The organism is Actinomadura gamaensis, assembly GCF_042652125.1.
In the GTDB taxonomy this organism is placed as follows: domain Bacteria; phylum Actinomycetota; class Actinomycetes; order Streptosporangiales; family Streptosporangiaceae; genus Spirillospora; species Spirillospora gamaensis.
Map to the genome: position 1 here is coordinate 190,973 of NZ_JBHSIT010000009.1, position 21,064 is coordinate 212,036.

16 protein-coding genes and 1 riboswitch are annotated in these 21,064 nt (G+C 75.2%); of the genes, 1 reads left to right on the plus strand and 15 read right to left on the minus strand.

Annotated features, from left to right (window positions below; genetic code table 11):
- Positions 1–226 precede the first annotated feature (226 nt).
- Complete coding sequence (locus ACFPCY_RS28980; RefSeq protein WP_378260211.1) at positions 227–1,894, minus strand: GTPase family protein; 1,668 nt, start codon at positions 1,892–1,894, stop codon at positions 227–229.
- Positions 1,891–3,669: a GTPase family protein gene (locus ACFPCY_RS28985; protein ID WP_378260213.1), complete on the minus strand. Its 1,779-nt coding sequence runs from the start codon at positions 3,667–3,669 to the stop codon at positions 1,891–1,893. The genes ACFPCY_RS28980 and ACFPCY_RS28985 overlap by 4 nt, the downstream gene beginning before the upstream one ends.
- A 699-nt stretch (positions 3,670–4,368) precedes the next feature.
- Between ACFPCY_RS28985 and ACFPCY_RS28990 the strand changes: the two genes are divergently transcribed.
- A complete protein-coding gene (locus tag ACFPCY_RS28990; protein ID WP_378260215.1) occupies positions 4,369–4,569 on the plus strand; it encodes a hypothetical protein in 201 nt (66 codons plus the stop codon).
- Between the two features lie 731 nt (positions 4,570–5,300).
- Here ACFPCY_RS28990 and cobA read toward each other — a convergent pair.
- The 13 genes from cobA to ACFPCY_RS29055 all read right to left on the minus strand — a co-directional run bounded on the left by cobA (position 5,301) and on the right by ACFPCY_RS29055 (position 20,878).
- Positions 5,301–6,545: a uroporphyrinogen-III C-methyltransferase gene (gene cobA, locus ACFPCY_RS28995; RefSeq protein ID WP_378260217.1), complete on the minus strand. Its 1,245-nt coding sequence runs from the start codon at positions 6,543–6,545 to the stop codon at positions 5,301–5,303.
- 145 nt (positions 6,546–6,690) lie between these two features.
- Complete coding sequence (cobT, locus tag ACFPCY_RS29000; protein ID WP_378260219.1) at positions 6,691–8,481, minus strand: nicotinate-nucleotide--dimethylbenzimidazole phosphoribosyltransferase; 1,791 nt, start codon at positions 8,479–8,481, stop codon at positions 6,691–6,693.
- On the minus strand, positions 8,465–9,502 hold the full coding sequence (gene cobC / locus ACFPCY_RS29005) for an Rv2231c family pyridoxal phosphate-dependent protein CobC (protein WP_378260221.1): 1,038 nt from the start codon (positions 9,500–9,502) through the stop codon (positions 8,465–8,467). The genes cobT and cobC overlap by 17 nt, the downstream gene beginning before the upstream one ends.
- A 16-nt stretch (positions 9,503–9,518) precedes the next feature.
- Entirely contained in the window at positions 9,519–10,499 is a 981-nt protein-coding gene (locus ACFPCY_RS29010; RefSeq protein ID WP_378260223.1) for a sirohydrochlorin chelatase, read from the minus strand.
- The gene (locus tag ACFPCY_RS29015) at positions 10,496–11,152 is read right to left on the minus strand and encodes a precorrin-8X methylmutase (protein WP_378260225.1); all 657 of its coding nucleotides are present in this window, start codon (positions 11,150–11,152) and stop codon (positions 10,496–10,498) included. The genes ACFPCY_RS29010 and ACFPCY_RS29015 overlap by 4 nt, the downstream gene beginning before the upstream one ends.
- 53 nt (positions 11,153–11,205) lie before the next feature.
- The gene (gene cobJ / locus ACFPCY_RS29020; protein ID WP_378260227.1) at positions 11,206–12,936 is read right to left on the minus strand and encodes a precorrin-3B C(17)-methyltransferase; all 1,731 of its coding nucleotides are present in this window, start codon (positions 12,934–12,936) and stop codon (positions 11,206–11,208) included.
- Complete coding sequence (cbiE, locus tag ACFPCY_RS29025; RefSeq protein ID WP_378260229.1) at positions 12,933–14,183, minus strand: precorrin-6y C5,15-methyltransferase (decarboxylating) subunit CbiE; 1,251 nt, start codon at positions 14,181–14,183, stop codon at positions 12,933–12,935. The genes cobJ and cbiE overlap by 4 nt, the downstream gene beginning before the upstream one ends.
- Positions 14,180–14,734: a hypothetical protein gene (locus ACFPCY_RS29030; protein ID WP_378260231.1), complete on the minus strand. Its 555-nt coding sequence runs from the start codon at positions 14,732–14,734 to the stop codon at positions 14,180–14,182. Before ACFPCY_RS29030 ends, cbiE begins: the two co-directional genes overlap by 4 nt.
- A gap of 43 nt (positions 14,735–14,777) precedes the next feature.
- The gene (gene cobM / locus ACFPCY_RS29035) at positions 14,778–15,587 is read right to left on the minus strand and encodes a precorrin-4 C(11)-methyltransferase (protein ID WP_378260233.1); all 810 of its coding nucleotides are present in this window, start codon (positions 15,585–15,587) and stop codon (positions 14,778–14,780) included.
- The gene (gene cobI, locus ACFPCY_RS29040) at positions 15,584–16,873 is read right to left on the minus strand and encodes a precorrin-2 C(20)-methyltransferase (RefSeq protein ID WP_378260235.1); all 1,290 of its coding nucleotides are present in this window, start codon (positions 16,871–16,873) and stop codon (positions 15,584–15,586) included. The genes cobM and cobI overlap by 4 nt, the downstream gene beginning before the upstream one ends.
- Entirely contained in the window at positions 16,870–18,273 is a 1,404-nt protein-coding gene (locus tag ACFPCY_RS29045) for a cobyrinate a,c-diamide synthase (RefSeq protein WP_378260237.1), read from the minus strand. Before ACFPCY_RS29045 ends, cobI begins: the two co-directional genes overlap by 4 nt.
- Positions 18,267–18,869, minus strand: coding sequence for a cob(I)yrinic acid a,c-diamide adenosyltransferase (gene cobO / locus ACFPCY_RS29050; protein WP_378260239.1), 603 nt, complete (start codon positions 18,867–18,869; stop codon positions 18,267–18,269). Before cobO ends, ACFPCY_RS29045 begins: the two co-directional genes overlap by 7 nt.
- A gap of 2 nt (positions 18,870–18,871) precedes the next feature.
- Positions 18,872–20,878: a putative cobaltochelatase gene (locus tag ACFPCY_RS29055; protein WP_378260241.1), complete on the minus strand. Its 2,007-nt coding sequence runs from the start codon at positions 20,876–20,878 to the stop codon at positions 18,872–18,874.
- An 80-nt stretch (positions 20,879–20,958) separates the two neighbouring features.
- Positions 20,959–21,051: riboswitch (cobalamin riboswitch) on the minus strand.
- Between the last annotated feature and the right edge of the window lie 13 nt (positions 21,052–21,064).

Here is a 21,064-nt window from a genome sequence, read left to right on the forward strand (position 1 = left end):
GCGTCCCTGTGACGCTTCCGAACACCACGATCGCGGACGGTGACAGCCCAAGGAAAGTCGCGCCCCGAACTGTGGATAACTTCGGAGGGCGCTTAGGCGCGCCTAGGCAGATCGCTCGGTCAGCATGGCCAAGCACGACGTAGCGAGGGCTGCGGAAGCGTGGTTGAGAGGCTTGCCGGCTTGCCGGGGTGACCTTTGGGATAGGGCGGGCGGGGCCTTGGCGGGGTCAGGCGCCCCGAACCAGGTCCACGTCGTCGCGGAAGGCGGCGTAGAGGGCCAGTTCCTCGTTGATGGGCTCCAGGACCTTCTGTTCGGCCACGGCCACGATGCGTTCGCGCATGTGGCGTTCCATGCGTTCGCCGTGCTTGGCGGACGAGAGGGCCACCAGGTTGCGGGACGTCGCGGTCGTCAGCCAGCCCATGCCGAGGGTGCACACCACCAGGACGGCGACGTACGGGATCAGGCCCGACTCGCCCACCCAGCCGCTGGGGGCCTCGGCCACGTCCGCGACGCCGTAGGCGACGAGCAGGCCGATCCAGACCAGGCCGAGGAGGGACACGAGGACGAGGAAGTACTGCCAGGTCTTCACCAGCCACCACCAGCGTGGCACCTGGTTGAAGCTCGGTAGCGCCTCCTTCATGGCCTCGCCGAGCTCTTCCGGTAGTTCGGCGGCGTGCTTGCGCGCGGCCGCGCGGACGGAGCGGACCCAGGCGTCCGGGAGGTCAGTGATGACGCCGTCCGTGACGTCCATCAGGGCGGTGTCGACCTCGCCCTGCTGGGCGCCCGTCGGGCCGGTGAAGGCTCCGCGCAGTTCCTCGCGCAGTTCGCCCAGGCGCATCCGCCGCAGGGGGTCGGTGCGGAGGCGGGCCACGAGGGAGAGGATCGGCCAGCTGATGAAGTCGGCGGCGCGCAGCTCGTAGGCGCTTTCCATGGCCTCGGCCACGGCGGGTGCACCGGCCGCGTCCGTGAGCGCGCGCATGAGCTCGTCCCTGTGCGGGGCGTCCACGGCGGTGGGCGGCTCGGCCTCGCCCTTGTAGGGCAGGAAGCGTTCGCCGATGTCGGTGACGTCCACGGCGAGGCGCTCGCTGCGCGCGTGCCGGGCGGCGACCGTGTCCACGAGGACCTCGCGCAGGCCGCGCACGCCCTCCTCCGACACCGCCGACGTCGTGACGATGCGCGGCTTCGCCAGGCCCTCGGCTTCGAGGAGGCGGCGCAGGTCGGCGACGCACTCGTCCACCTCGTCCGGGGCCAGCCGGTCCACCTGGTTGAGGACGATCAGCGTCACGCCCGCGTGCTTGGCGAACGGGACGATGTAGTTGCGGTGCAGCGCGGCGTCGGCGTACTTCTGCGGATCGACGACCCAGATCAGCAGGTCGGCGATCGAGACGAAACGGTCGACCTCGGCGCGGTGCATCGCCTGGACGGAGTCGTGGTCGGGCAGGTCGATGAGGACGAGCCCCTGCAGCGAGTCGTCGGCGCGCTGGAGGTCCAGCGCGGACGCGCGCGCGTAGCGGTGCCGCTTGTCGACGTCGAGCCAGTCGAGCAGCGGGCCCGCGCCGTCCAGCCCCCAGACGCACGCGTGCGCGCGGGACGTCATCGGACGGCGCATGCCCGTCGGCGACAACTCCAGCCCGCACACGGCGTTGAACAGCGAGGACTTGCCGCTGCCCGTGCCGCCCGCGAGCGTCACCACGGTGTGGTCGCCCGACAGCCGGAGCCGCTGGCCCGCGCGGTCGAGCAGCACGGCGGCGTCGTCCAGCAGGGACGGCGCGAGACGGCCGGAGCCGGCGGCGGTGATCCGGTCCAGCGCGTCCAGCCGCGCGGTCAGGCCCGGGGCGGCGGCGGCCGGGTCCTGCGGCGCGTCGGCGACGGGCGGCGGGGCCGAGGTGGTCATCGGGCGACCTCGAGGTTGTAGACGGCCTGGTAGAGCCGGACGGGGACGGTCTCGTCGGGGATGCCCGCGGCGTCGAGCGCCTGCCCGAACCGCAGGCCCTCCTCGTCGAAGAGCATCGCGATCCGGCTGCGGAGGTCGGCGCGCGCCTTGGCGCCCATGCCGCGCAGCGACTCCGCCCCGAACAGCGCCTTCAGCAGCCGCTGCGGGACGGCGCTGGTGCCGCCCTCGACGTTCACGTCGGACGTGCCGTAACCGAGCAGCCCGATCGTCAGGACCAGCGACAGCGCCTCGGTGTCGAACGAGACGAGCTTGGCGACCGAGCGCTTGGTGACGCCCTCGGTGCGGACGAGTTCCTGCACGTGGTCCTGCCACGAGCTGACCGCCCGCGACACCCGCCGGGACAGCTCGGGCGACACCTCGCCGAGCCCCGGCACCGGCGCCCCGGCCAGCACCTGCGCCCCGGCCGGGTGCTCCCGCCAGGCGGTCACGGCCTGCTCGGCGGCGTGCTCGGCGGACGCCACGATCAGCGACTCCAGCCCGCTGCGCAGCGCGCCCTTCAGCGCGCGGACGCGGGCCGGGCTGCGGTGCCGGCGCGAGGAACGCCGTCCGATGCCGAACTTGTTGCGGCGGGTGCGGAGCGAACGCAGCAGATCGCCCGTCCCGGCGAAGTCCTGCCAGCGGGCGAGGACCTCGCCGCGCAGCAGCGAGCCGTTCCGGGTCGCCTCGTCCAGCTCGGCGAGGGCCGTCCCGTAGGCGGACTCGACCAGCCCGGCGAGCTCGCCGCGCACCTCGACCTGCGCCTCCACGTGCTTGGCCAGCTCGGGGACGCGCGTGCGGAGGCTGTCCAGGACGCCGCCGAGCGTGTCGCCGATGACCACGCGCCGGTGGTCGGCGTCCTCGGCGATCGCGGTCAGGTAGCCGCGGATCTCCTCGACCGCCTCCTCCGGGAGGCGGCTCTCCTCGACCCGCGTCTCCGGGACGGTGAACCGGCGCGCGTCGCCGACGCCGTGCTCGTCGAGCATCTCGCCGAAGTGCTCGACGACCTCGCCGCCCGCGCCGTCCGGCACCCGGGACAGGACGACCCCGATCGTCGCGCCGTTCTCCCGCGCGCGCTGGAGCATCTGCCAGACCATCGCGTCCGCGTACCGGGACGCGGTGACCACGCACAGCCACACGTCGGCCGCGGCCATCAGCTTGGTCGCGAACTCGTAGTGGTCCTCGAAGACCGAGTCGAAGTCGGGGCTGTCCAGCAGCGCCAGGCCCGGCGGTATCGCCTCGCTCGTGATCACGACGAGCTGGTCGCCCGCGATCGCGTCCGGCGCGGGGCCCTTCACCCGTCCCATGCCCGGCAGCAGCGGGCCCTCCAGGAACCAGTCCGCGTGGTCGGGGTGGCACACCAGGATCGGGCTGGACGTGGTCGGACGCAGCACCCCGGTCGCGCTGACCCGGCTCCCGACCAGCGTGTTCACCAGCGTGGACTTCCCCGCCCCGGTGGACCCGCCGAGCACCACGAGCATCGGCGCGCCCGCGCCCTCGATGCGCGGCAGCGCGTAGTCGACGAGCTGGTTGCGCAGTTCGAGCCGCTGCTCGCGCGCCTCCTCGACGCCGGGGACGTCCAGCACGAGCTCGAACGCGCCGAGCTGGTCCCGCAGCCCGGACAGCGCCCGCGTCAGCTCGCCCTGCCGTGTCCCGACGCCCGGCAGCGTCCCCGCCTCGGCGGCCTTCGCCGCCGCGACCAGCCGCTCCCCGGCCGTCCAGCCACCGACCCCGGCCAACGCCTCATCCCGACCCGCCCCGGTGCCGACACCTTCGCCGTCGTCAACGCCCGCGCCCGCGCCTGCGTCAGGGCTGAAACCCGCGCCCCGCCTGGCGTCCGCACCCGAGCCCGCATGAGCACCAAGCTTCGCGCCGGACGACGCGTCCGCGTTGAGGCCCGCGTCCGCGCCCGCGCCAGAGGACGCATCCGCGCCGAGGGCTGCGTCCGCGCTCGCGCCGGAGGACGCATCCGCGCCGAGGGCTGCGTCCGCGCCCGCGCCGGAGGACGCGTCTGCGCCAAGGCCTGCGTCCGCGTTCGCGGCGGAGGACGCGTCCGCGTTCGCGGCGGAGGACGCGTCCGCGTTCGCGGCGGAGGACGCGTCCGCGTTGAGGCCTGCGTCCGCGTTCGCGGCGGAGGGAACGTCCGCGTTGAGGCCTGCGTCCGCGTTCGCGGCGGAGGGAACGTCCGCGTTGAGGCCTGCGTCCGCGTTCGCGGGGGAGGGCGCGTCCGTGCTGAGGGGCGCGCTTGCTTCCGTGTCCGCGTTTGGGCTGGAGGGGGCGTTCGCGTTGGGGCCCGGGGCTGGGGCGTCGGCGGGGCGCTCGTCGTCGCCGGGGGGTGCGCTTTCGGGCTTGGGCGCGCCGCTGCTGGAAGCTTCGGCAGCGGCGGAGTCCTCGGCTTGACGTGGGGCGTCGTTGGGGGGCGTTTCGTCCTTCGGCGCTTGGGTGTCGTCGCGTCGTCCCTGCTCGGCGGGCTGGGGCACGCTTCCAAGCTTTACCTGCTCAGCTTGCGCCTCGGGCGTGTCGCCGCCCGGGGCCTCGTCGTCCTCGCTCACGCTCTCAGCCTGCTCATCGCGGCCCGGAACAACCTCACGCCGCGTCGATTCCTCACGCACCTCAGCGTCCTCGGCATGCGCGCGTGAACGCGGGTTTTCCAGCGGCGTCCAGTCATCCCGCATGGTCACCCTCACAGCGCGCGCAAGCGCTTCCTGGCCGCGCGCCAAGGCTTCCTCGACGTCCGCCGAGGCCGCACGTCCGGACGGCTTCGCGCCCTCGCTCGCCGGCGCGTCGCCGACCTGCTCCGGAGTGCCCTTGCTCGCCTCGGCGCGCGCAGAGGGCTCCGCAGTGCGCGCTTGCTCGGGACGCGGCGATGCCGATGGCGTCTCGTCAGTGCGCGGCGACGCGTCCTCAGACGGCGTCACGTGGCTGCGGGACGGGGAATCCTCGGCGCGCGCGAGGGGCTCCGCAGTGCGCGCTTGCTCGGGACGCGGCGATGCCGATGGCGTCTCGTCATCGCTCGGCGGAGCGTCCACGGAGGGCGCCGCGTCACTGTCGGACGGGGCGGTCCCGGCACGTGTGGGGGGCGCCTGCTCTTCGGGGGGCTTCGGGGACGCGGGGGGCGGCACGACGGCGGGGGAGGCGCTGTCTGCGGAGGCGCTCATGGTGGACGGGTCGTCCTCGGGCGTCGGGAGGGGCGTGGCGGGAGCGGCGTGCTTCGGGGTGTGGGGTCTGGCGGGGGTTTCGGAGGCGGGTTCGGCGGCGGGGCGGGCATGGCGAGGGGCCGGAGCGCCCTCGCGGGCGTCCGGACGGGCGGGCGGGTCGCCCGCTCGGGGGGCCTCCTCGTCGGGGGCCGCGCTCTGCTCTGCCGGGGGTCTCACGGATCCCGCCCCAAGTCCGCGTCGATGCCTTCGACCTGCTGTGCCACCTTGACGACGTCGCCCACGACCACGATCGCCGGCGGCCGGACACCCGTGGCCGCCATCTCCTCGGTCACCGTGCCCAGCGTGGCGATGAGCCTGCGCTGACCGGGGAGGGTGCCGTCCTGGATCACGGCGACCGGCGTGTCGGACGAACGACCATAGCGCATGAGGGTCTCGGCGATGGCGGCCATCCGCTCCACGGCCATGAGCAGGACGAGGGTGCCGTGGGCGCGGCCGAGGGCCTCCCAGTCGACGGTGGACGCGGGGTCGCCGGGCGCGACGTGCGCGGAGACGACGTGGAACTCCTGCGCGACGCCGCGGTGGGTGACCGGGATGCCCGCGGCGGACGGGACGGCGACGGCGCTGGTGATGCCCGGCACGACCAGCACGGGGATGCCGTGCTTCGCGCAGTGGATCACCTCTTCGCCGCCGCGCCCGAAGACGAACGGGTCGCCGCCCTTGAGCCGGACGACGAACTTGCCGAGGCCGACCTGCTCGACGATGTGGTCGTTGATCCGGTCCTGGGTGACGGTGCGGCCGTAGGGGATCTTGGCGGCGTCGATGATCTCGACGTCGGCGGGCAGCTCGTCCAGCAGCTCGCGGGGCGCGAGGCGGTCGGTGATCACGACGTCGGCCTGGGCGAGCAGCTGCCGTCCGCGCACGGTGATCAGGCCGGGGTCGCCGGGGCCGCCGCCGACGAGCGCGACGCCGACCGGCTTGGAGCGGGAGTGCCGGGCCTCCAGGGTCGCGTCGCGGAGGCCGTCCAGGACAGCATCGCGGATGCCGGCGGCGCGGCGCGGGTCGCCCCCGGCGAGGACGCCGACCGTGGTCTCCCCCACCTGCCCGGACGCGGGCGTCCAGGCGGCGGACGCGTCGGCGTCGTCGGCGCGGACGCACCAGACGCGGCGGGCCTCGGCCTCGGCGGCGACGGCGGCGTTGACCTTGGCGTCGTCGGTGACCGCCTGGACGAGCCAGACCCCGTCGCAGTCGCCGGTCTCGAACGGCCGCGCGAGCCAGGTGATCCGCCCGTCCGCGACCAGGTCGTCCAGGGCCGGGGTGATCGACGGCGCGATCACCGTCACGTCGGCTCCGGCGGCCAGCAGCGCGGGGACGCGGCGCTGCGCGACCCGTCCGCCGCCGACGACGAGGACGCGTCGCCCGCCGAGTCGCAGGCCAAGCAGGTACGGGGGCACGGGCATCTCTCGCTCGGAAGCTCTCTCGTTCAGTCGGACTCGGGTGACGGACACGTGTCTTTGTGGACCAAAGGTACTCGGCTCGGAGGCGCGGTGCCGAGGTCTCCCCGGCACTCGACACCCGAGCGTGACTCAAAGTGTGATCATCGTGTTACGCGCCCGCGTCCTTCTCGCTGACCCCGGCCGAGTCGAAGGTCGCCACCTCGTGCAGGACCCGCGCCGCGCCCTGGACCAGCGGCAGCGCCAGCAGCGCGCCGGTGCCCTCGCCGAGCCGGAGCTCCAGGTCGACCAGCGGGCGGAGCCGGAGGTGCGCGACGGCCGCGCCGTGGCCGGGCTCGGCGGACCGGTGTCCGGCGACGCACGCGCCGAGGGCGTCCGGGCAGAGCGCGGCGGCGGCGAGCGCGGCGGCCCCGGCGATCACGCCGTCCAGGACGACCGGGATTCGCAGCGCCGCGGCCCCGAGGATGAACCCGGCGATCCCGGCGTGCTCCAGCCCGCCGACCGCCGCCAGGACGTCCAGCGGGTCCCGTCCGTCGGCAGGGGCGGTCGCCGCCGGACCGGGGAGCAGGTCGTGGCGGCCGAGGGCCGTGCGGACGACCTCGACCTTGCGCGCGTGGGTGGCGTCGTCGATGCCGGTGCCGCGGCCCGTGACGTCCTCGGGCGGGAGGCCGGTGAAGGCGGCGATCAGGGCGGCGGACGCGGTGGTGTTGGCGATCCCCATGTCCCCGGTGATCAGGCAGCGCGCGCCGGACGCGACCAGGTCGCGGGCGACCTCGATGCCCGTCTCGACCGCCTGCCGCGCCTGGCCGGGCGTCATCGCGGGGCCCTCGGTCATGTCGGCGGTGCCGGGCGCGACCTTGCGCGGGAGCAGTCCCGGCGCGGGCGCGAGCGGCGCGGCGACGCCGATGTCCACGACGGAGACCTCGGCTCCGACCTGGGCGGCGAAGGCGTTGACGACCGCGCCGCCGGCGAGGAAGTTGGCGACCATCTGGGCCGTCACCTCCTGCGGCCAGGGCGTGACGCCCTGCGCGTGGACGCCGTGGTCGGCGGCGAACACCGCGACGGCCGCCGGTTCGGGCATCGGCGGCGGGCAGGCTCCGGCGAGCCCGGCGAGGCGCACCGAGACGTCCTCCAGGACGCCGAGGGAGCCGGGCGGCTTGGTCAGCCGGTTCTGCAGTTCGCGGGCGTCCCGCATGGCGGCCTCGTCGAGCGGCCGGACGGCCTCGACGGTCTGGGCGATCAGATCCACGATGTCCTCCCCGGGCAGCGCGCGCCGCCCGTACTCCTCCCGGTGGACGGCCCAGGCGAGCGGACGCCGCCGGGCCCAGCCGCTCAGCGCCAGCTCCGGCGCGGGCGGGAACGCGCGCACGTGCCCGGCGCACAGGTACGCGACGATCTCCAGGTGCGGCGGAAGCCCCAGCTCGGCGGCCAGTTCGCGCTCGTCGAAGAAGCTGACCCAGCCGACGCCGAGGCCCTCGGCGCGGGCGGCCAGCCACAGGTTCTCCACGGCGCAGGCGACCGAGTAGGGGGCCATCGCGGGCTGGGTGCCGCGGCCGAGCGGGTTCGGCCCGCCGCGCGTCGGGTCGCACGTCACGACGATGTTGACCGGCGCCTCGCGGATCGCCTCGACCTTCAGGCCGTCGAACCGCGCCGCGCGGGGCCGGACGAGCGAGTCGGCGTAGGCCTTCCGCTGCCGCTCGGCGAGCGCGCGGACGCGTTCGCGACGCGCCGCGTCCGTGATGATCAGGAAGTCCCAGGGCTGCGTGAGGCCCACGGACGGCCCGCGATGCGCGGCGTCCAGGACTCGGGTGAGCAGCGCGTCGTCCACGGGGTCGGGCAGGAAGCCGGTGCGCATGTCCCGCCGCTCGGCGATCACCCGCCGCACGGCCTCCCGCTCCGCCTCGGAGAACGCCGGAGCGCGGTCGTCAGATGCCGAGGTCACCGAGGGCTTCCAGGAGTTCGTCGTTGGCGTCGCGGTCGCGGACGGCGATGCGGAGCCAGTCGGAGCCGAGACCGGGGAAGGTGTCGCCGCGCCGGACGGCGAAGCCGCGCTGCCGCAGCAGGGCCCGGATGCCGAGGGCGTCCGGGACGCGCAGGCACAGGAACGACGCGCTCGCGCCGGGCACGACGTACAGGCCGCGCCGGGTGAGTTCGGCGGCGAGGCGGTCGCGTTCGGCGCCCATGGCGACGGCCCAGGCGCCGGCCTCGGCGACCGCCTCGGGGCTGCTGCACGCCTCGATCGCGACGAGCGCGGGCGTGGAGACGGCCCAGAGCGGCTGCGCCTCGGCGAGCCGCGTGACCAGGTCGGGGGCGGTGAGGAGGTAGCCCGCGCGGAGCCCGGCGAGGCCCCAGGTCTTGGTGAGGCTGCGGACGACGACGAACCCGGTGGGGAGCCGTCCGGCGAGGCTCTCGGGCTCGCCGGGGACGCAGTCCATGAACGCCTCGTCGATCACGACCGTCCGGCCGGGGCGGGCCAGCGAGGCGAGCGCCGCGGCCGGGTGCAGCACCGACGTCGGGTTGGTCGGGTTCCCGATCACCACGAGGTCGGCGTCGGCGGGGATCGCGGCGGGGTCGAAGGCGAAGTCCTTGCCGAGCAGGACCCGCTCGACCGGGTGGCCGGCGGCGCGCAGCGCGGCCTCGGGCTCGGTGAACTGGGGGTGGACGACCACGGCCCGGCGTGGTTCGAGGACGCGCGCGAGCAGCACGAACGCCTCGGCGGCCCCGGCGGTGAGCAGGACCTCGTCCGGCGCGCGGCCGTGCCGGCGGGCGACGGCCCGCCGGGCGGGCGCCGGGTCCGGGTAGGCGGCGAGGTGCGCGATCGAGTCGCGGATGCGGTCGGCCAGCCAGGCGGGCGGGGTCGCGCCCCGGACGTTCACCGCGAAATCGCGCAGCCCGTCGCCCACCTCGGCGTCGCCGTGGTGGGAGAGATCGACATCGTCGTCGGTCAGTGCCTCAAGGTTCACTTAGTGCCCCAACGTCTCAGCGGGCGTGAAGGTGCCCGTGCCCGTGACCGCGTCCCTGTTCAGGGCCGTGTTCGGGGTCGTGGTGATGGCCGTGGCCGTGCCCGTGGCCGGACGGGTCGTCGGGGTGGTGGTGCGGCGTCTGCGGCGCGCCGACCCTGTCCTCGAAGCCGGGCATGGCGATCCGGTAGACGCAGGTGTCGCAGTTCATCCGGATGTCGCCGCGCAGCGCCTCCGCGTAGCGCTCGACGACCAGGTCGGCGAGGCCGTCGCAGTCGCCGATGACCTCGGCGTAGCGGACGTCCAGGTCCGGGTGTGACGCCGCCCACTCGCGCGACTCGGCGACGACCCGGTCCGGCAGGACGCCGGAGAACAGGAAGTACGGCAGCACGACGATCCGCTCCGCGCCGAGGCGCCGCAGCCTTTCCAGCCCTTCCGGGACGCTCGGGCGCGCGAGGGAGATGAACGCCGGTTCGACGGCGGACAGCCCGTGCCCTTGCGAGGGGCCGCCCGCGCCCCGTCCCTCCCAGAACAGCCGCGCGACCTTGTGCACCTCGGCGTTGGCGTCCGGATCGGTGGAGCCGCGTCCGACCAGCAGAACGGCCGTCCCGCCACCGGAGCGGTCGCCGTCGTCCGGCAGGACGGCTTCGAGGCGTTCCTCCAGCAGGGCGAGGAGGGCGGGGTGGGGGCCCAGCGGACGTCCATAGGCGTAGGAGAGGCCCGGATGCCGGACGATCTCGCGGGCCATCGCGCCCGGGATGTCGCCCTTGCCGTGGCCGGCGCCGACCAGCACGAGCGGGACGGCGGCGACGTGGCGGTGGCCGTCCGCGTACAGCGCCGCGACGGCCTCGGTCAGCGGCGGGCGGGACAGCTCGATGAAGCCTCCGGTCACCGGCGTCCCGTCCATGCGGCGGGCGAGCCGTTCGACGAACCGGCCGAAGTCGGCGACGCCCGCCTCCGACTGCGTGCCGTGTCCGACGACCAGAAGCGGCGAGTTCACTGGGGGTCCCCCTCGTAGTAGAGCAGTGCGTTGCAGGCGGCGGCCGCGACGGCGGAGCCGCCCTTCTCCGAGACGTTGCTGACCTGCGGCAGTCCGCTGTCGCGCAGCGCCCGCTTGGACTCGGTCGCGCCCACGAAACCGACCGGGAGCCCGATGACCAGGGCGGGCCGCACGCCGCGCTCGATGATCTCGATGAGCGCGGTGGGGGCGCAGCCGACGACCCAGACCGCGCCGGGCCCGACCTCGGCGTAGGCGAGCCGGACGGCGGCGGCCGAGCGGGTGATCCCGGCGGCGCGGGCCATCCGTCCGGTGGCCGGGTCGGCGATCTGGCAGAGGGTGTCGCGGGCGGTGATCCCGGCGGCGACCATCTCGACGTCGGTGACGATCGGCGCGCCCGCGCGCAGGGCGGCCAGGCCCGCGGCGAGGTCCTCCTCGCGGGTGAGCAGGTCGACCGCGTACTCCAGGTCGGCGCTGGCGTGGATGACGCGCTCGGTGACCGCGCGCCACAGCGGCGGCATGGGCGTCAGGTCCACGCGCGAGCGCAGGATCTCGTAGGACTCGACCTCGATCGGATGCGGCTTGCGCACGCGTGGCACCGCCCCGCCACGACCGTTCGCAGGGGCGGGGTGGGTGGGGAGGGGGTGTTCGGTCATCTGGGTGGTGGCTCCTTGCTGGGGGCGGCCAAAGGGGACGCTCGGCGGGGCGGTCAGGCCCACCGGTATCCCCGCGGGGTGACGAAGCGCCCGGCGACGGCGCGGCTGCGGCTGGAGCCGACGAGGACGACGGTGAACATGTCGACGTCGGCGGGATCGACGTCGGCGAGGGTCGTCAGGGTCGCGTTCTGGTCGGGGCGGGTGGCGTTGCGGACGAAGCCGACCGGCGTGTCCGGCGGACGGTGCGCCGCGAGGATCTTGAGCGCGGCGGGGAGCTGCCAGTCGCGGGCGCGCGAGCGCGGGTTGTAGAAGCAGACCGTGAAGTCGCCCTCGGCGGCGGCCCGGACGCGGCGTTCGATGACCTCCCACGGCGTGTGCAGGTCGGAGAGCGAGATGTAGGCGTGGTCGTGGCCGAGGGGCGCGCCGAGCAGGTTGGACGCGGCGACGGCGGCGGTGATGCCGGGGACGCCGTCCACGTCGATGTCGGCGCCGGCGAACTCCAGCGCGGGGCTCGCCATCGCGTAGACGCCCGCGTCGCCGGAGCCGATCAGCGCGACGGCGCGGCCCCGGGCGGCCTCCTCGACGGCCGTCCTGGCGCGCTCCTCCTCCTGGCCGAGCCCGCTTTCGAGGACGCGCGTTCCCGGACGGACCAGGTCGCGCACCTGGTCGACGTACTGGTCGAGCCCGACGATCACCGAGGCGCGGCGCAGGGCCTCCTCGGCGCGCGGGGTGAGCAGGTCGCGGGCGCCGGGTCCGAGGCCGACGACGGCGAGCCGTCCGCGCGGGGTGAGCCGGGCGACGGCGCAGGTGGCGTTGGCGGACTTCCGCTTCGGGGCGACGAGTTCGGCGGCGCGGCCGAACTCCCGGGCGGCGTGCAGCGCGGACGCCTCGGCGACGGACGGCGTGCCGACCTCGGCCTCGACGACCTCCGACGGGTTCGGGACCTCGACCGCCGACAGCGTCCCGGCCGGGTAGGTGACGACGTTCCAGCCGCGCTCGGCCGCGGCGTCCAGGATGCCCTGCTCGTCGGCCTTGAGGTCGATCGTCGCGACGCAGCGGACGGACTCGGGCGCGACACCGGCCTCGGCGAGCGTCCGGTCGATCAGCTCGCCGACCTCGGCGGCCGGGACGCCGCGCGCCGACCCGACGCCGACGACCAGCGACGGCGGCCGGTAGACCAGGCGGTTGCCGAACCAGCCGTCGTGGCACATGCAGGACAGCTCGGCCCTGTCGGTGATCAGGATGCCGGTGGTCGCGTCCTCGGCGTCGGGGGCGACGTTCGGCGGGAGCGGCGGGAGGGGCCAGCCGTCCGCGCCGTCCAGCAGGACGGGTTCGCCCGACAGGACGGCCGCGCCGACGTGCGCGAGCAGGTCCGGGTTGTGGACGGTGAAGCCGAGGTCGCGGCCGTAGGAGTCCAGCGCGGAGACGTTCGCGCCGTCGCTCGCCGTGGTGATCACCGGCTGCGTGCCGAGGACCCCGGTCAGCCTTCTGGCCAGCAGGTTCGCGCCGTGGTGGCCGCCGAGGACGGCGACGGCGAAGCTCATCGACTCGTCCACGCAGACGACGGCCGGGTCCCCGGTCTTGTGGCCGAGCAGCGGCGCGAGGACGCGGACGGTCGCGCCGACGGCCAGGAACGACACGACGGCGTCGCAGGTCCGCCACGCCTCGCGCAGCGCGTCGGCGGGCCTTTCGTCCGCGAGGACGCGGACCTCGCCGGGCCAGGCGGCGGCGAGGGTGGCGGCGGCGGTCCGGCCGCTCGCGGTGGCCGCGATGACCCCGATCACAGGACACTCCCGGGCAGTTCGGTGACGGGCCGCCGGACGGGCGGCTCGGGCTTGGGATAGGTCGCGGGGTTCCGGTCGCCCCACACGACGTGGACGGGGTTCGTCGCGGCGAGCCGGTGCACGTCGCCGGGCAGCGGCGACAGCCGGTTCGCCTGGATCTGGACGGCCTGGACCGTGAACCCCTCGGCGCGCAGCGCGTCCATGGACGGCCGCACCCGCTCGATCGCCGCGAGCGTCACGACGACCGAGCGCAGGGCTCGTTCCGCGCATGCGCGCACGACGTCCGGCCCGCCCCCGCCTACGAACACCGCGTCCGGGTCGGGCAGATGAGCGAGGACGTCAGGGGCGGTGCCGCGCGAGACGGCGACCTTCACCTCGTGCGCGCGCACGTTCGCACGGATCCGTTCGCAGGACGCCTCGTCCTTTTCGACCGCGACGACGGCCGCGCCGAAGCGGGCGCACTCGATCGCCACCGAGCCGCTGCCCGCGCCGATGTCCCACACCATGTCGCCGATGCGCGGCCCGAGCTTCGCCAAGGCGAACGCACGGATCTCCGCTTTGGTGACGAGCGACTCGCGGTAGGCGAAGGCGTCCTCCGGAAGCGCCCAGACGGACGGCCCGGGACGTCCGCCCGCGAGCCATCCCTTGGCGCCGACCGCCCGGCGCGGGTCGAGGACGAGCACGACGTTCGGATCCCGCCACGGACGCGTGGACGCCTCGGCCGGACGCACGTGCACGACCCGCTCGTCCGGTTCCCCGAGGTTCTCGCACACCACGAACGTGCGCGGCGTCTGCGGGAACAGCTCGCGCGCCAGCTCGGCCGGCCCGGAACCGGGCGCGGTCAGGACGGCGACCTTCGGATGCGCGCGGCACGCGTTCACCGCGCGCCGCAGCTCGCGGCCGTGCGCGGACACCACGAGCGCGTCGTCCCAGGGCAGCCCGGCCCGCGCGAACGCGCGCGCGACCGACGACAGGGCGGGCAGGACGCGCGGCCTGTGCCCGCGCTCGCGCAGCGCCCGCACGATGCCGAAGAACCCCGGATCGCCGCTGGCGAGCACGACGACGTCGCCGGACGCCTCGTCCACGGCGTCCAGGGCGGCGGGCACGCTGCCCATGACGACCGTCCGCGTGCCCGGCGGGACGGCCACCGCCGCCAGGTGCCGCGCTCCCCCGACGACCAGCGCCGCCGAGGCCAGCAGGCCGGACGGGACCGGGCGCTCGCCGTCCAGGCCGATCACGGTGATCATCCGGATCTCGCCATCCGGCCGTACATGCCGACCATCCTCTCGCCGGTCGCGTCGACCAGGACGACCTGCGCCGCGATCGGGCTCGTCGCCGTCCCGGCCCGGTCGGCGGCGAAGCGCTCCAGACCGTCCGCGACGTGCCGGCAGAGCTCGCGGCCGCAGGGGCCGAGCACGCCGGCGGCGTCCCAGAGCTCGGACGCCTCCCGTCCGGAACGGGCGCCGGCGACCTCGGCGGCCAGCGCCTCGTCCCCGCTCATGTCCCGAGTGATCCGCTCCAGCACGCTCTCCGGATCGGGCCCGCCGGTCAGCCCGGTCAGGGCGTCGGCCGTCCCGACGAGGACGAGCTGCGGAAGGGCGTCCTCGACGGCACGGGCGACGGCGGCGTCGGTGTGGGCGCCGGTCTCGACGAAGCAGACGTCCGGGAGCCGCGGCAGCATCCTCCGCGCGCCGGCTTCGGCGCGCTCGTCCGTGCAGAGGACGAGGGTCCTCTCGCCCCGCTCGGCGATCGCCGAGACGGCACGCTCGCGCAGTTCGCGGTCATCGGTCGTGGTCATGTCGTCCCCAAAAGGCTCGTCGGTGCTCGTCGGCGCTCGTCGGTCAGGACGAGCGACGAGCCTCTCGGAGGGAACGCCGCGCGGCGGGCTCGGCACGCCGGAAACCGTGGAAGTGGCCCGGGTGGTAGAGGTGCGAGCGGGTGCCGCCCGCCGCCAGCGCGGGGCCGACCAGCACGAGCGTGTGCTTCCACAGCTTGTGGGCCTTCACGGTCGCCGACAGCTCGCCCAGCGCGCACCGGACGATCAGCTCGTCCGGCCAGCTGCACTGGTAGGCGACCACGCAGGGCGTGTCCTCGGGGTAGCCGCCCTCCAGCAGCTCGTCCTGGAGCTGGCCGGAGCGCGCCGCCGACAGGAACAGCGCCATCGTCGTCCCGTGCCGGGCGAACTCGCGGACCTCCTCGCCCGGCGGCATCGGCGTCTTGCCGCCGCCGAGCCGGGTGAGGATCACCGACTGCGCGACCTCCGGGATCGTCAGCTCGCGCCCGACCGCCGCCGCGACCGCGCTGAAGCTCGACACGCCCGGTATGACCTCGGTCTCCAGGCCCATCTCGACGCACCGGTCGAGCTGCTCCTGCAACGCGCCCCACAGCGCCGGATCGCCCGAATGGATGCGCGCGATCGTCAGCCCCTCGGCGACGGCCCGCTCGTAGTACGGCAGGACGCCTTCCATCGGCAACTGCGCGGAGTCCACGATCTCGGCGTCTTCGCGCGCGTGCACGAGGACGTCCGGGTGGACGAGCGACGCGGCCCAGATCACCACGTCCGCGTCGGCGATGGCCTTCGCGGCGCGGAAGGTCAGCAGGTCGGCCGCGCCCGGCCCGGCCCCCACGAAGAGCACGCGTCCGGCACTCACAGCTTGCCTCCTCGGCTGGTCCGGCGAGCCGGAACGATCAGGGTGGAGAGGTACGGGACGGGCCCGTCGATCGCGCTCGCGGGCCCGACGTCCTCGCCGGGCAGGCCGAGCCTGGCCCCGTAGACGGCGTCGTCGAGCCGTCCGGCGTCCTTGAGCGCCTGCGTGACCTCGGGCGCCACGGAGCCGAACTTGTACGCCACGACCGTGTCGCAGGTCGCGAGCGCCTCGCGGAACCCCCCGGCCCCGGCGGTCAGCGGGACGAGCGCCAGCGACTCGGCGCCCTCGGCGAGGACCGTTCCCGAGCGCGCGGCGAGGTCCTGCATGGCGGTGATGCCGGGGACGGTCTCGACCGCCACGTCCGGACGTCCCGCGCGGACGCTCTGCGCGAGGTAGGTGAAGGTGGAGTACACGTTCGGGTCGCCGATCGTCGCGAACACGACCGTCCGCGCGCCGCGCTCGAACGCCTCCAGCACGCGCGCGGCGGCTCCGTCCCAGGCGGCGGCGCGCTTCTCGGTGACGCCGCCGCGGTCGTTGAGCGCGAACACGACGCGTTCGGCCTTGGCCGTGTACTCCCGGACGACCGACTCGGCGCGGCCCGGCTCGTCCGGCGCCATGACCGGGACGAGCACGACGTCGGCCTCCTGGAGCAGCCGGACGGCCTTGGCCGTGACCAGCTCGGGGTCGCCCGGCCCGACGCCGATCCCGACGAGCCGCACCGGCCCGTCAGTGGCGTCCGCGCCGGTGGCGTCGGTGGCGAGCCGCGAGAACATGACCAGGTCCCGGTGCTCGCTCGCGCCGCGCTGGACGCCCTCGCGCCGGAACCCGGCCTTCTCCGCGACGCGCATCGAGGCGATGTTGTCGGTCAGCGTCCGCAGCTCGATCCGGTGCAGGCCGCAGTCGCGCAGCGCCCAGTCGCAGGCCAGCCGCAGCGCCTCGGTCGCGTGCCCGCGCCCGCGCTCGGCCCGGCGCAGCGCGTACCCGACCTCGCAGGTGTCGTGCGCCGCGTCCACGCGGAACAGGCCGAGGAAGCCGATCAGGGTGTCGGTCTCGCGGTCGGCGATCGCCAGGTGCACCGACACGCCGAACCGCTGCCCGTTCGGCACCGCCACGGTCAGCCAGTGCGCGAGCGCCTCGGCGTCGTCCACGCCGTGCAGGGTCTTCGGCAGGATCTCCGGCTCGGCCCGGACGATCGCGACCAGCGCGGCCGCGTCGTCCAGGGTGAGCTGCCGGACGATCGTCCGCTCGCCCGCCAGCCGGACGGGACGGCGGAACACGCTCTCGTTCATCGGGTCGCGGCCTCCACGAGACGGCGGGCGGAATCGGGTGATCCTGCCCAGTGAAGATGCAGGTAGGAGGCAATGCAACCATCCTGGACGAATCCGGCCGGACCGCCCGTGTTCCACTGCCACGCCGCCACCGCGCCGTGCGCGGGATCGGTGGCCGTGCGGTGGAACTCGTGCCCGTGGAACCGCTCGCCCGCCCGCCCGACGACCGAATCGGAGACCGCGACGGCGGCCCGGTATCCGAGCGTCAGCTTCGGCGTCATCGTCGCCCGCACGCCCCGCAGGACGCCGCACATCGGCTCGCCGTCCAGCTCGTCCACGAGGTAGAGCAGCCCGGCGCACTCCGCGTACACCGGACCGCCGAACGCGGCGATCTCCTTGCGCAGCGGCTCGTTCGCCGACAGGTCGGCGGCGTACATCTCCGGGAAACCGCCGCCGATCACGACGGCGCGCGTGCCGTCCGGAAGCCGCTCGTCGCGAAGCGGATCGAACCGGACGACCTCGGCCCCGGCCGCCGCGAGCAGCTCCTCGTTCTCGGCGTAACCGAACGTGAACGCCGCTCCCCCGGCCACCGCCACGCGCGTGCGCGCGGGAGCGTCGAAGGGCGGAGACCACGGCTCGACGTGCAGGTCGGGAGCCGTGCGGGCCAAGGCCACGAGGGCGTCGAGGTCGCAGTGGCGCGCGACCAGGTCGCCCAGGCGGCGGACGGTCTCGACGGCCTCGGCGTGCCGTTCCGCCGCCGGGACGAGCCCGAGGTGCCGGGACGGCTTGGCGATGTCGTCCGTCCGGGGCAGCGCGCCGAGCACCGAGACGCCGGTCTCCTCGATCGCCTCGCGGCACAGCGCCGCGTGCGCCTCCGAGCCGACCCGGTTCAGGATCACCCCGCCGAAACGGACGTCGCCGAACGACCGGAACCCGTGCACGACGGCGGCCACCGAGCGGCTCGCCGCCGACGCGTCCACGACCAGCACGACGGGCGCGTCGATCAGCGTCGCGACGTGCGCGGTCGAGGCGAAGTCGCCGCCGGACGACCCGCCCGGCCCGGCCTTCGCCGCGCCGTCGAACAGCCCCATGACGCCCTCGACCACGGCGATGTCCGCCGCGCGCCCCGCGCTGCCAGCGCTGCCCGCACTGCCAGCGCTGCGCGCGCTGCCAGCGCTCTGCGCGCCGTGCAGGAGCAGCGGCGCGATCAGCGCCTCCGAGGTCAGCCACGGGTCGAGGTTGCGGCCCGGCCGTCCGGTCGCCAGGCCGTGGTAGCCGGGGTCGATGTAGTCCGGGCCGACCTTGTGCGGCGAGACGGCGAGGCCGCGCGCGGCCAGCGCCGCCATCAGCCCGGTCGCGACGGTCGTCTTGCCGCTCCCGGAGGCGGGCGCGGCGACGACCAGCCGGGGAAGCGCTACCACTCGATGCCCTTCTGGCCCTTCTGGCCCCGGTCCATCGGATGCTTGACCTTGGTCATCTCGGTGACCAGGTCGGCGGCCTCCAGCAGCCGCGGGTCGGCGTCCCGGCCGGTGATCACGACGTGCTGGTTGCCGGGACGGTCCTTCAGCGCGGCGAGCACGTCGTCCACGTCCACCCAGCCCCACTTCATCGGGTAGGTGAACTCGTCCAGCACGTACAGCCGGTAGGTCTCGGCGGCCAGGTCGCGCTTGATCTGCTCCCAGCCCTCGCGCGCGTCGGCGGCGTGGTCGGCGTCCGTGCCGGGACGCTGGATCCACGACCAGCCCTCGCCCATCTTGTTCCAGGTGACCGTCCCGCCCCGGCCGCTCTCGCCGAGCACCTTCAGCGCGGTCTCCTCGCCGATGCGCCACTTCGCCGACTTCACGAACTGGAACACCCCGATCGGCCAGCCCTGGTTCCAGGCGCGCAGCGCGAGCCCGAACGCGGCGGTCGACTTGCCCTTGCCGGGACCGGTGTGCACGACCAGCAGCGGCCGGTTGCGGCGCTCGCGGGTGGTCAGGCCGTCCTCCGGGACGTACTCGGGCTTGCCCTGCGGCATGGTCAGGCCACCTTCCTCACGTCGCGGACGACCCCGGCGAGGGAGTCGGCCCCCAGTTCCTCCAGCCGGACGACCTCGCCGCCCAGCCGCTCCCCGAGCCGTCCGGCGAGGCCGAGCCGCACCGGGCCGGACTCGCAGTCCACGACCACGGACGCGACGCCGGCGAGCAGCGCGCAGGCCCGCGCCGGATCGTCGCCGTGCGTCGCGCGGCCGTCGGTGACGACCACCAGCAGCGGACGCCGCGCCGGGTCGCGCAGCCGCTCCACGCGCAGCACCTCGGCGGCGCGCAGCAGCCCGGCGGCGAGCGGCGTGCGGCCGCCGGTCGCGAGCCGCTCCAGCCGCCGCGCGCCCGCGTCCACCGAGGACGTCGGCGGCAGCGCCAGCTCGGCGGACGCGCCCCGGAAGGTGATCAGGCCGACCTTGTCGCGGCGCTGGTAGGCGTCCAGCAGCAGGCTGAGGACCGCGCCCTTGACCGCCCGCATCCGCTGCCGCGCGGCCATCGAGCCCGACGCGTCCACGACGAACAGGACGAGGTTGCCCTCCCGGCCGTCGCGGACGGCCTCGCGGAGGTCCTCGGGCGCGACGACGAGGCCGGGCCCGGACCGTCCGCGCGCCTTCTGGTGCGGGGCGGCGGCGCGCAGCGTCGCGGTCAGGTGGACGCCGCGCGCGCCGGGGCGTGCGCCCGCGACGCGTCCGAACGGGCTGCGGGCCTTGGACCGGCGTCCGGGCGCGCCCGTTCCGGTGCCGGGCACGGTGAACAGGCGCGGCCTGTACGTCGCGTCGGGGCGGGCGGCCTCCTGCTCGCCGCCACCGACCGGCTGCCGCTCTCCCGGCCCGCCGGACGTCCCGTCCGCGCCGGACGCCGGCGCGTCGACGGCCTCGGGCTCAGGCGCTCCGTCCGCGCTGGACCCGTCCGGGCCGGAACCGCCGTCCGGGGGTTCGGGCGCACCGCCGGGACCGCCCTCCGGGGGCTCGGGATCGGGGTCGTCGCCGTGCTCGTCGAGGACGTCGTCGAGGCGTTGCTCGTCCAGGCCGGGAGCGTCGAACGGGTCGCGGCGGCGGCGGTGCGGCAGCGCGAGCCGGGCGGCCGTCCGCACGTCGTCGGACGTGACGGTCGTTCGACCGTTCCAGGCCGCGAGGGCCATCGCGGTCCGCGCGGTGACGAGGTCGGCGCGCAGGCCGTCCACCTCGAACGCGGCGCACACGGCGGTGATCTGGCGCAGGGCGGCGTCGGTCAGCTCGACCTCCGGCAGCCGCGCGCGGGCGGCGGTGATCCGGGCGGCGAGGCCGGCCTCGGCGCCCACCCAGGCGGCGGCGAAGCCGGCCGGGTCCTCCTCGAACCGCAGCCGCCGCCGGACGACCTCGGCGCGCTCGGCCGGGTCCCGGGTCGCGGCGACCTCCACGGTCAGCCCGAACCGGTCGAGCAGCTGCGGGCGCAGCTCGCCCTCCTCCGGGTTCATCGTCCCGACCAGCAGGAACCGGGCCGCGTGCCGCACCGACACGCCCTCCCGCTCCACGTGCGACTCGCCCATCGCGGCGGCGTCCAGCAGCAGGTCGACCAGGTGGTCGTGGAGGAGGTTGACCTCGTCCACGTAGAGCACCCCGCGGTGCGCGGCGGCGAGCAGGCCGGGCTCGAACGCCTTCACGCCCTCGGTCAGCGCCCGCTCGATGTCGAGCGACCCGGTGAGCCGGTCCTCGGACGCGCCGACCGGCAGCTCCACGAGCCGCGCGTCGCGCTCCCGTCCCGCGGCGGCGGTGTGCGGGCCGTCCGGGCAGCCGGGGTCGGGGTCTTTCGGGTCACACGAGAACCGGCATTCCGGCACGACCTCGACCGGGGGCAGCAGGGCCGCGAGCGCCCGCACGATCGTGGACTTCGCGGTCCCCTTCTCGCCCCGGACGAGCACGCCGCCCACGGCCGGCGAGACGGCGTTGACCAGCAGGGCCAGCTTGAGGTCGTCCATTCCGACGACGGCGGAGAACGGGTACCGGACGGCGGAGCCGCGCGTCATCGGCGCATCAGTGAGGGCATGCCTCGAAGTCCCTTCCCTCGGGTGTCCACGCCCGTGGTGGCGGTCGGTGCCGACGGCCGGAGTTCCTGACTCACCAGGGGACCTGGTTCACAGTTGCGGGCACAGCCCCGGATTCGCACCGGGTTCCTCCGTCGTCCGTCGCCCAGACAGGATGACATATCCCCT

Excerpts from the sequence above, each read along its gene's own strand:
- ACFPCY_RS28980 (WP_378260211.1), bottom strand. The coding sequence starts at position 1,894 with ATGACCACCTCGGCCCCGCCGCCCGTCGCCGACGCGCCGCAGGACCCG.
- cobA (WP_378260217.1), bottom strand. The coding sequence starts at position 6,545 with ATGCCCGTGCCCCCGTACCTGCTTGGCCTGCGACTCGGCGGGCGACGC.
- ACFPCY_RS29015 (WP_378260225.1), bottom strand. The coding sequence starts at position 11,152 with ATGACCGAACACCCCCTCCCCACCCACCCCGCCCCTGCGAACGGTCGT.
- cbiE (WP_378260229.1), bottom strand. The coding sequence starts at position 14,183 with ATGATCACCGTGATCGGCCTGGACGGCGAGCGCCCGGTCCCGTCCGGC.
- ACFPCY_RS29030 (WP_378260231.1), bottom strand. The coding sequence starts at position 14,734 with ATGACCACGACCGATGACCGCGAACTGCGCGAGCGTGCCGTCTCGGCG.
- cobI (WP_378260235.1), bottom strand. The coding sequence starts at position 16,873 with ATGAACGAGAGCGTGTTCCGCCGTCCCGTCCGGCTGGCGGGCGAGCGG.
- cobO (WP_378260239.1), bottom strand. The coding sequence starts at position 18,869 with ATGCCGCAGGGCAAGCCCGAGTACGTCCCGGAGGACGGCCTGACCACC.
- ACFPCY_RS29055 (WP_378260241.1), bottom strand. The coding sequence starts at position 20,878 with ATGACGCGCGGCTCCGCCGTCCGGTACCCGTTCTCCGCCGTCGTCGGA.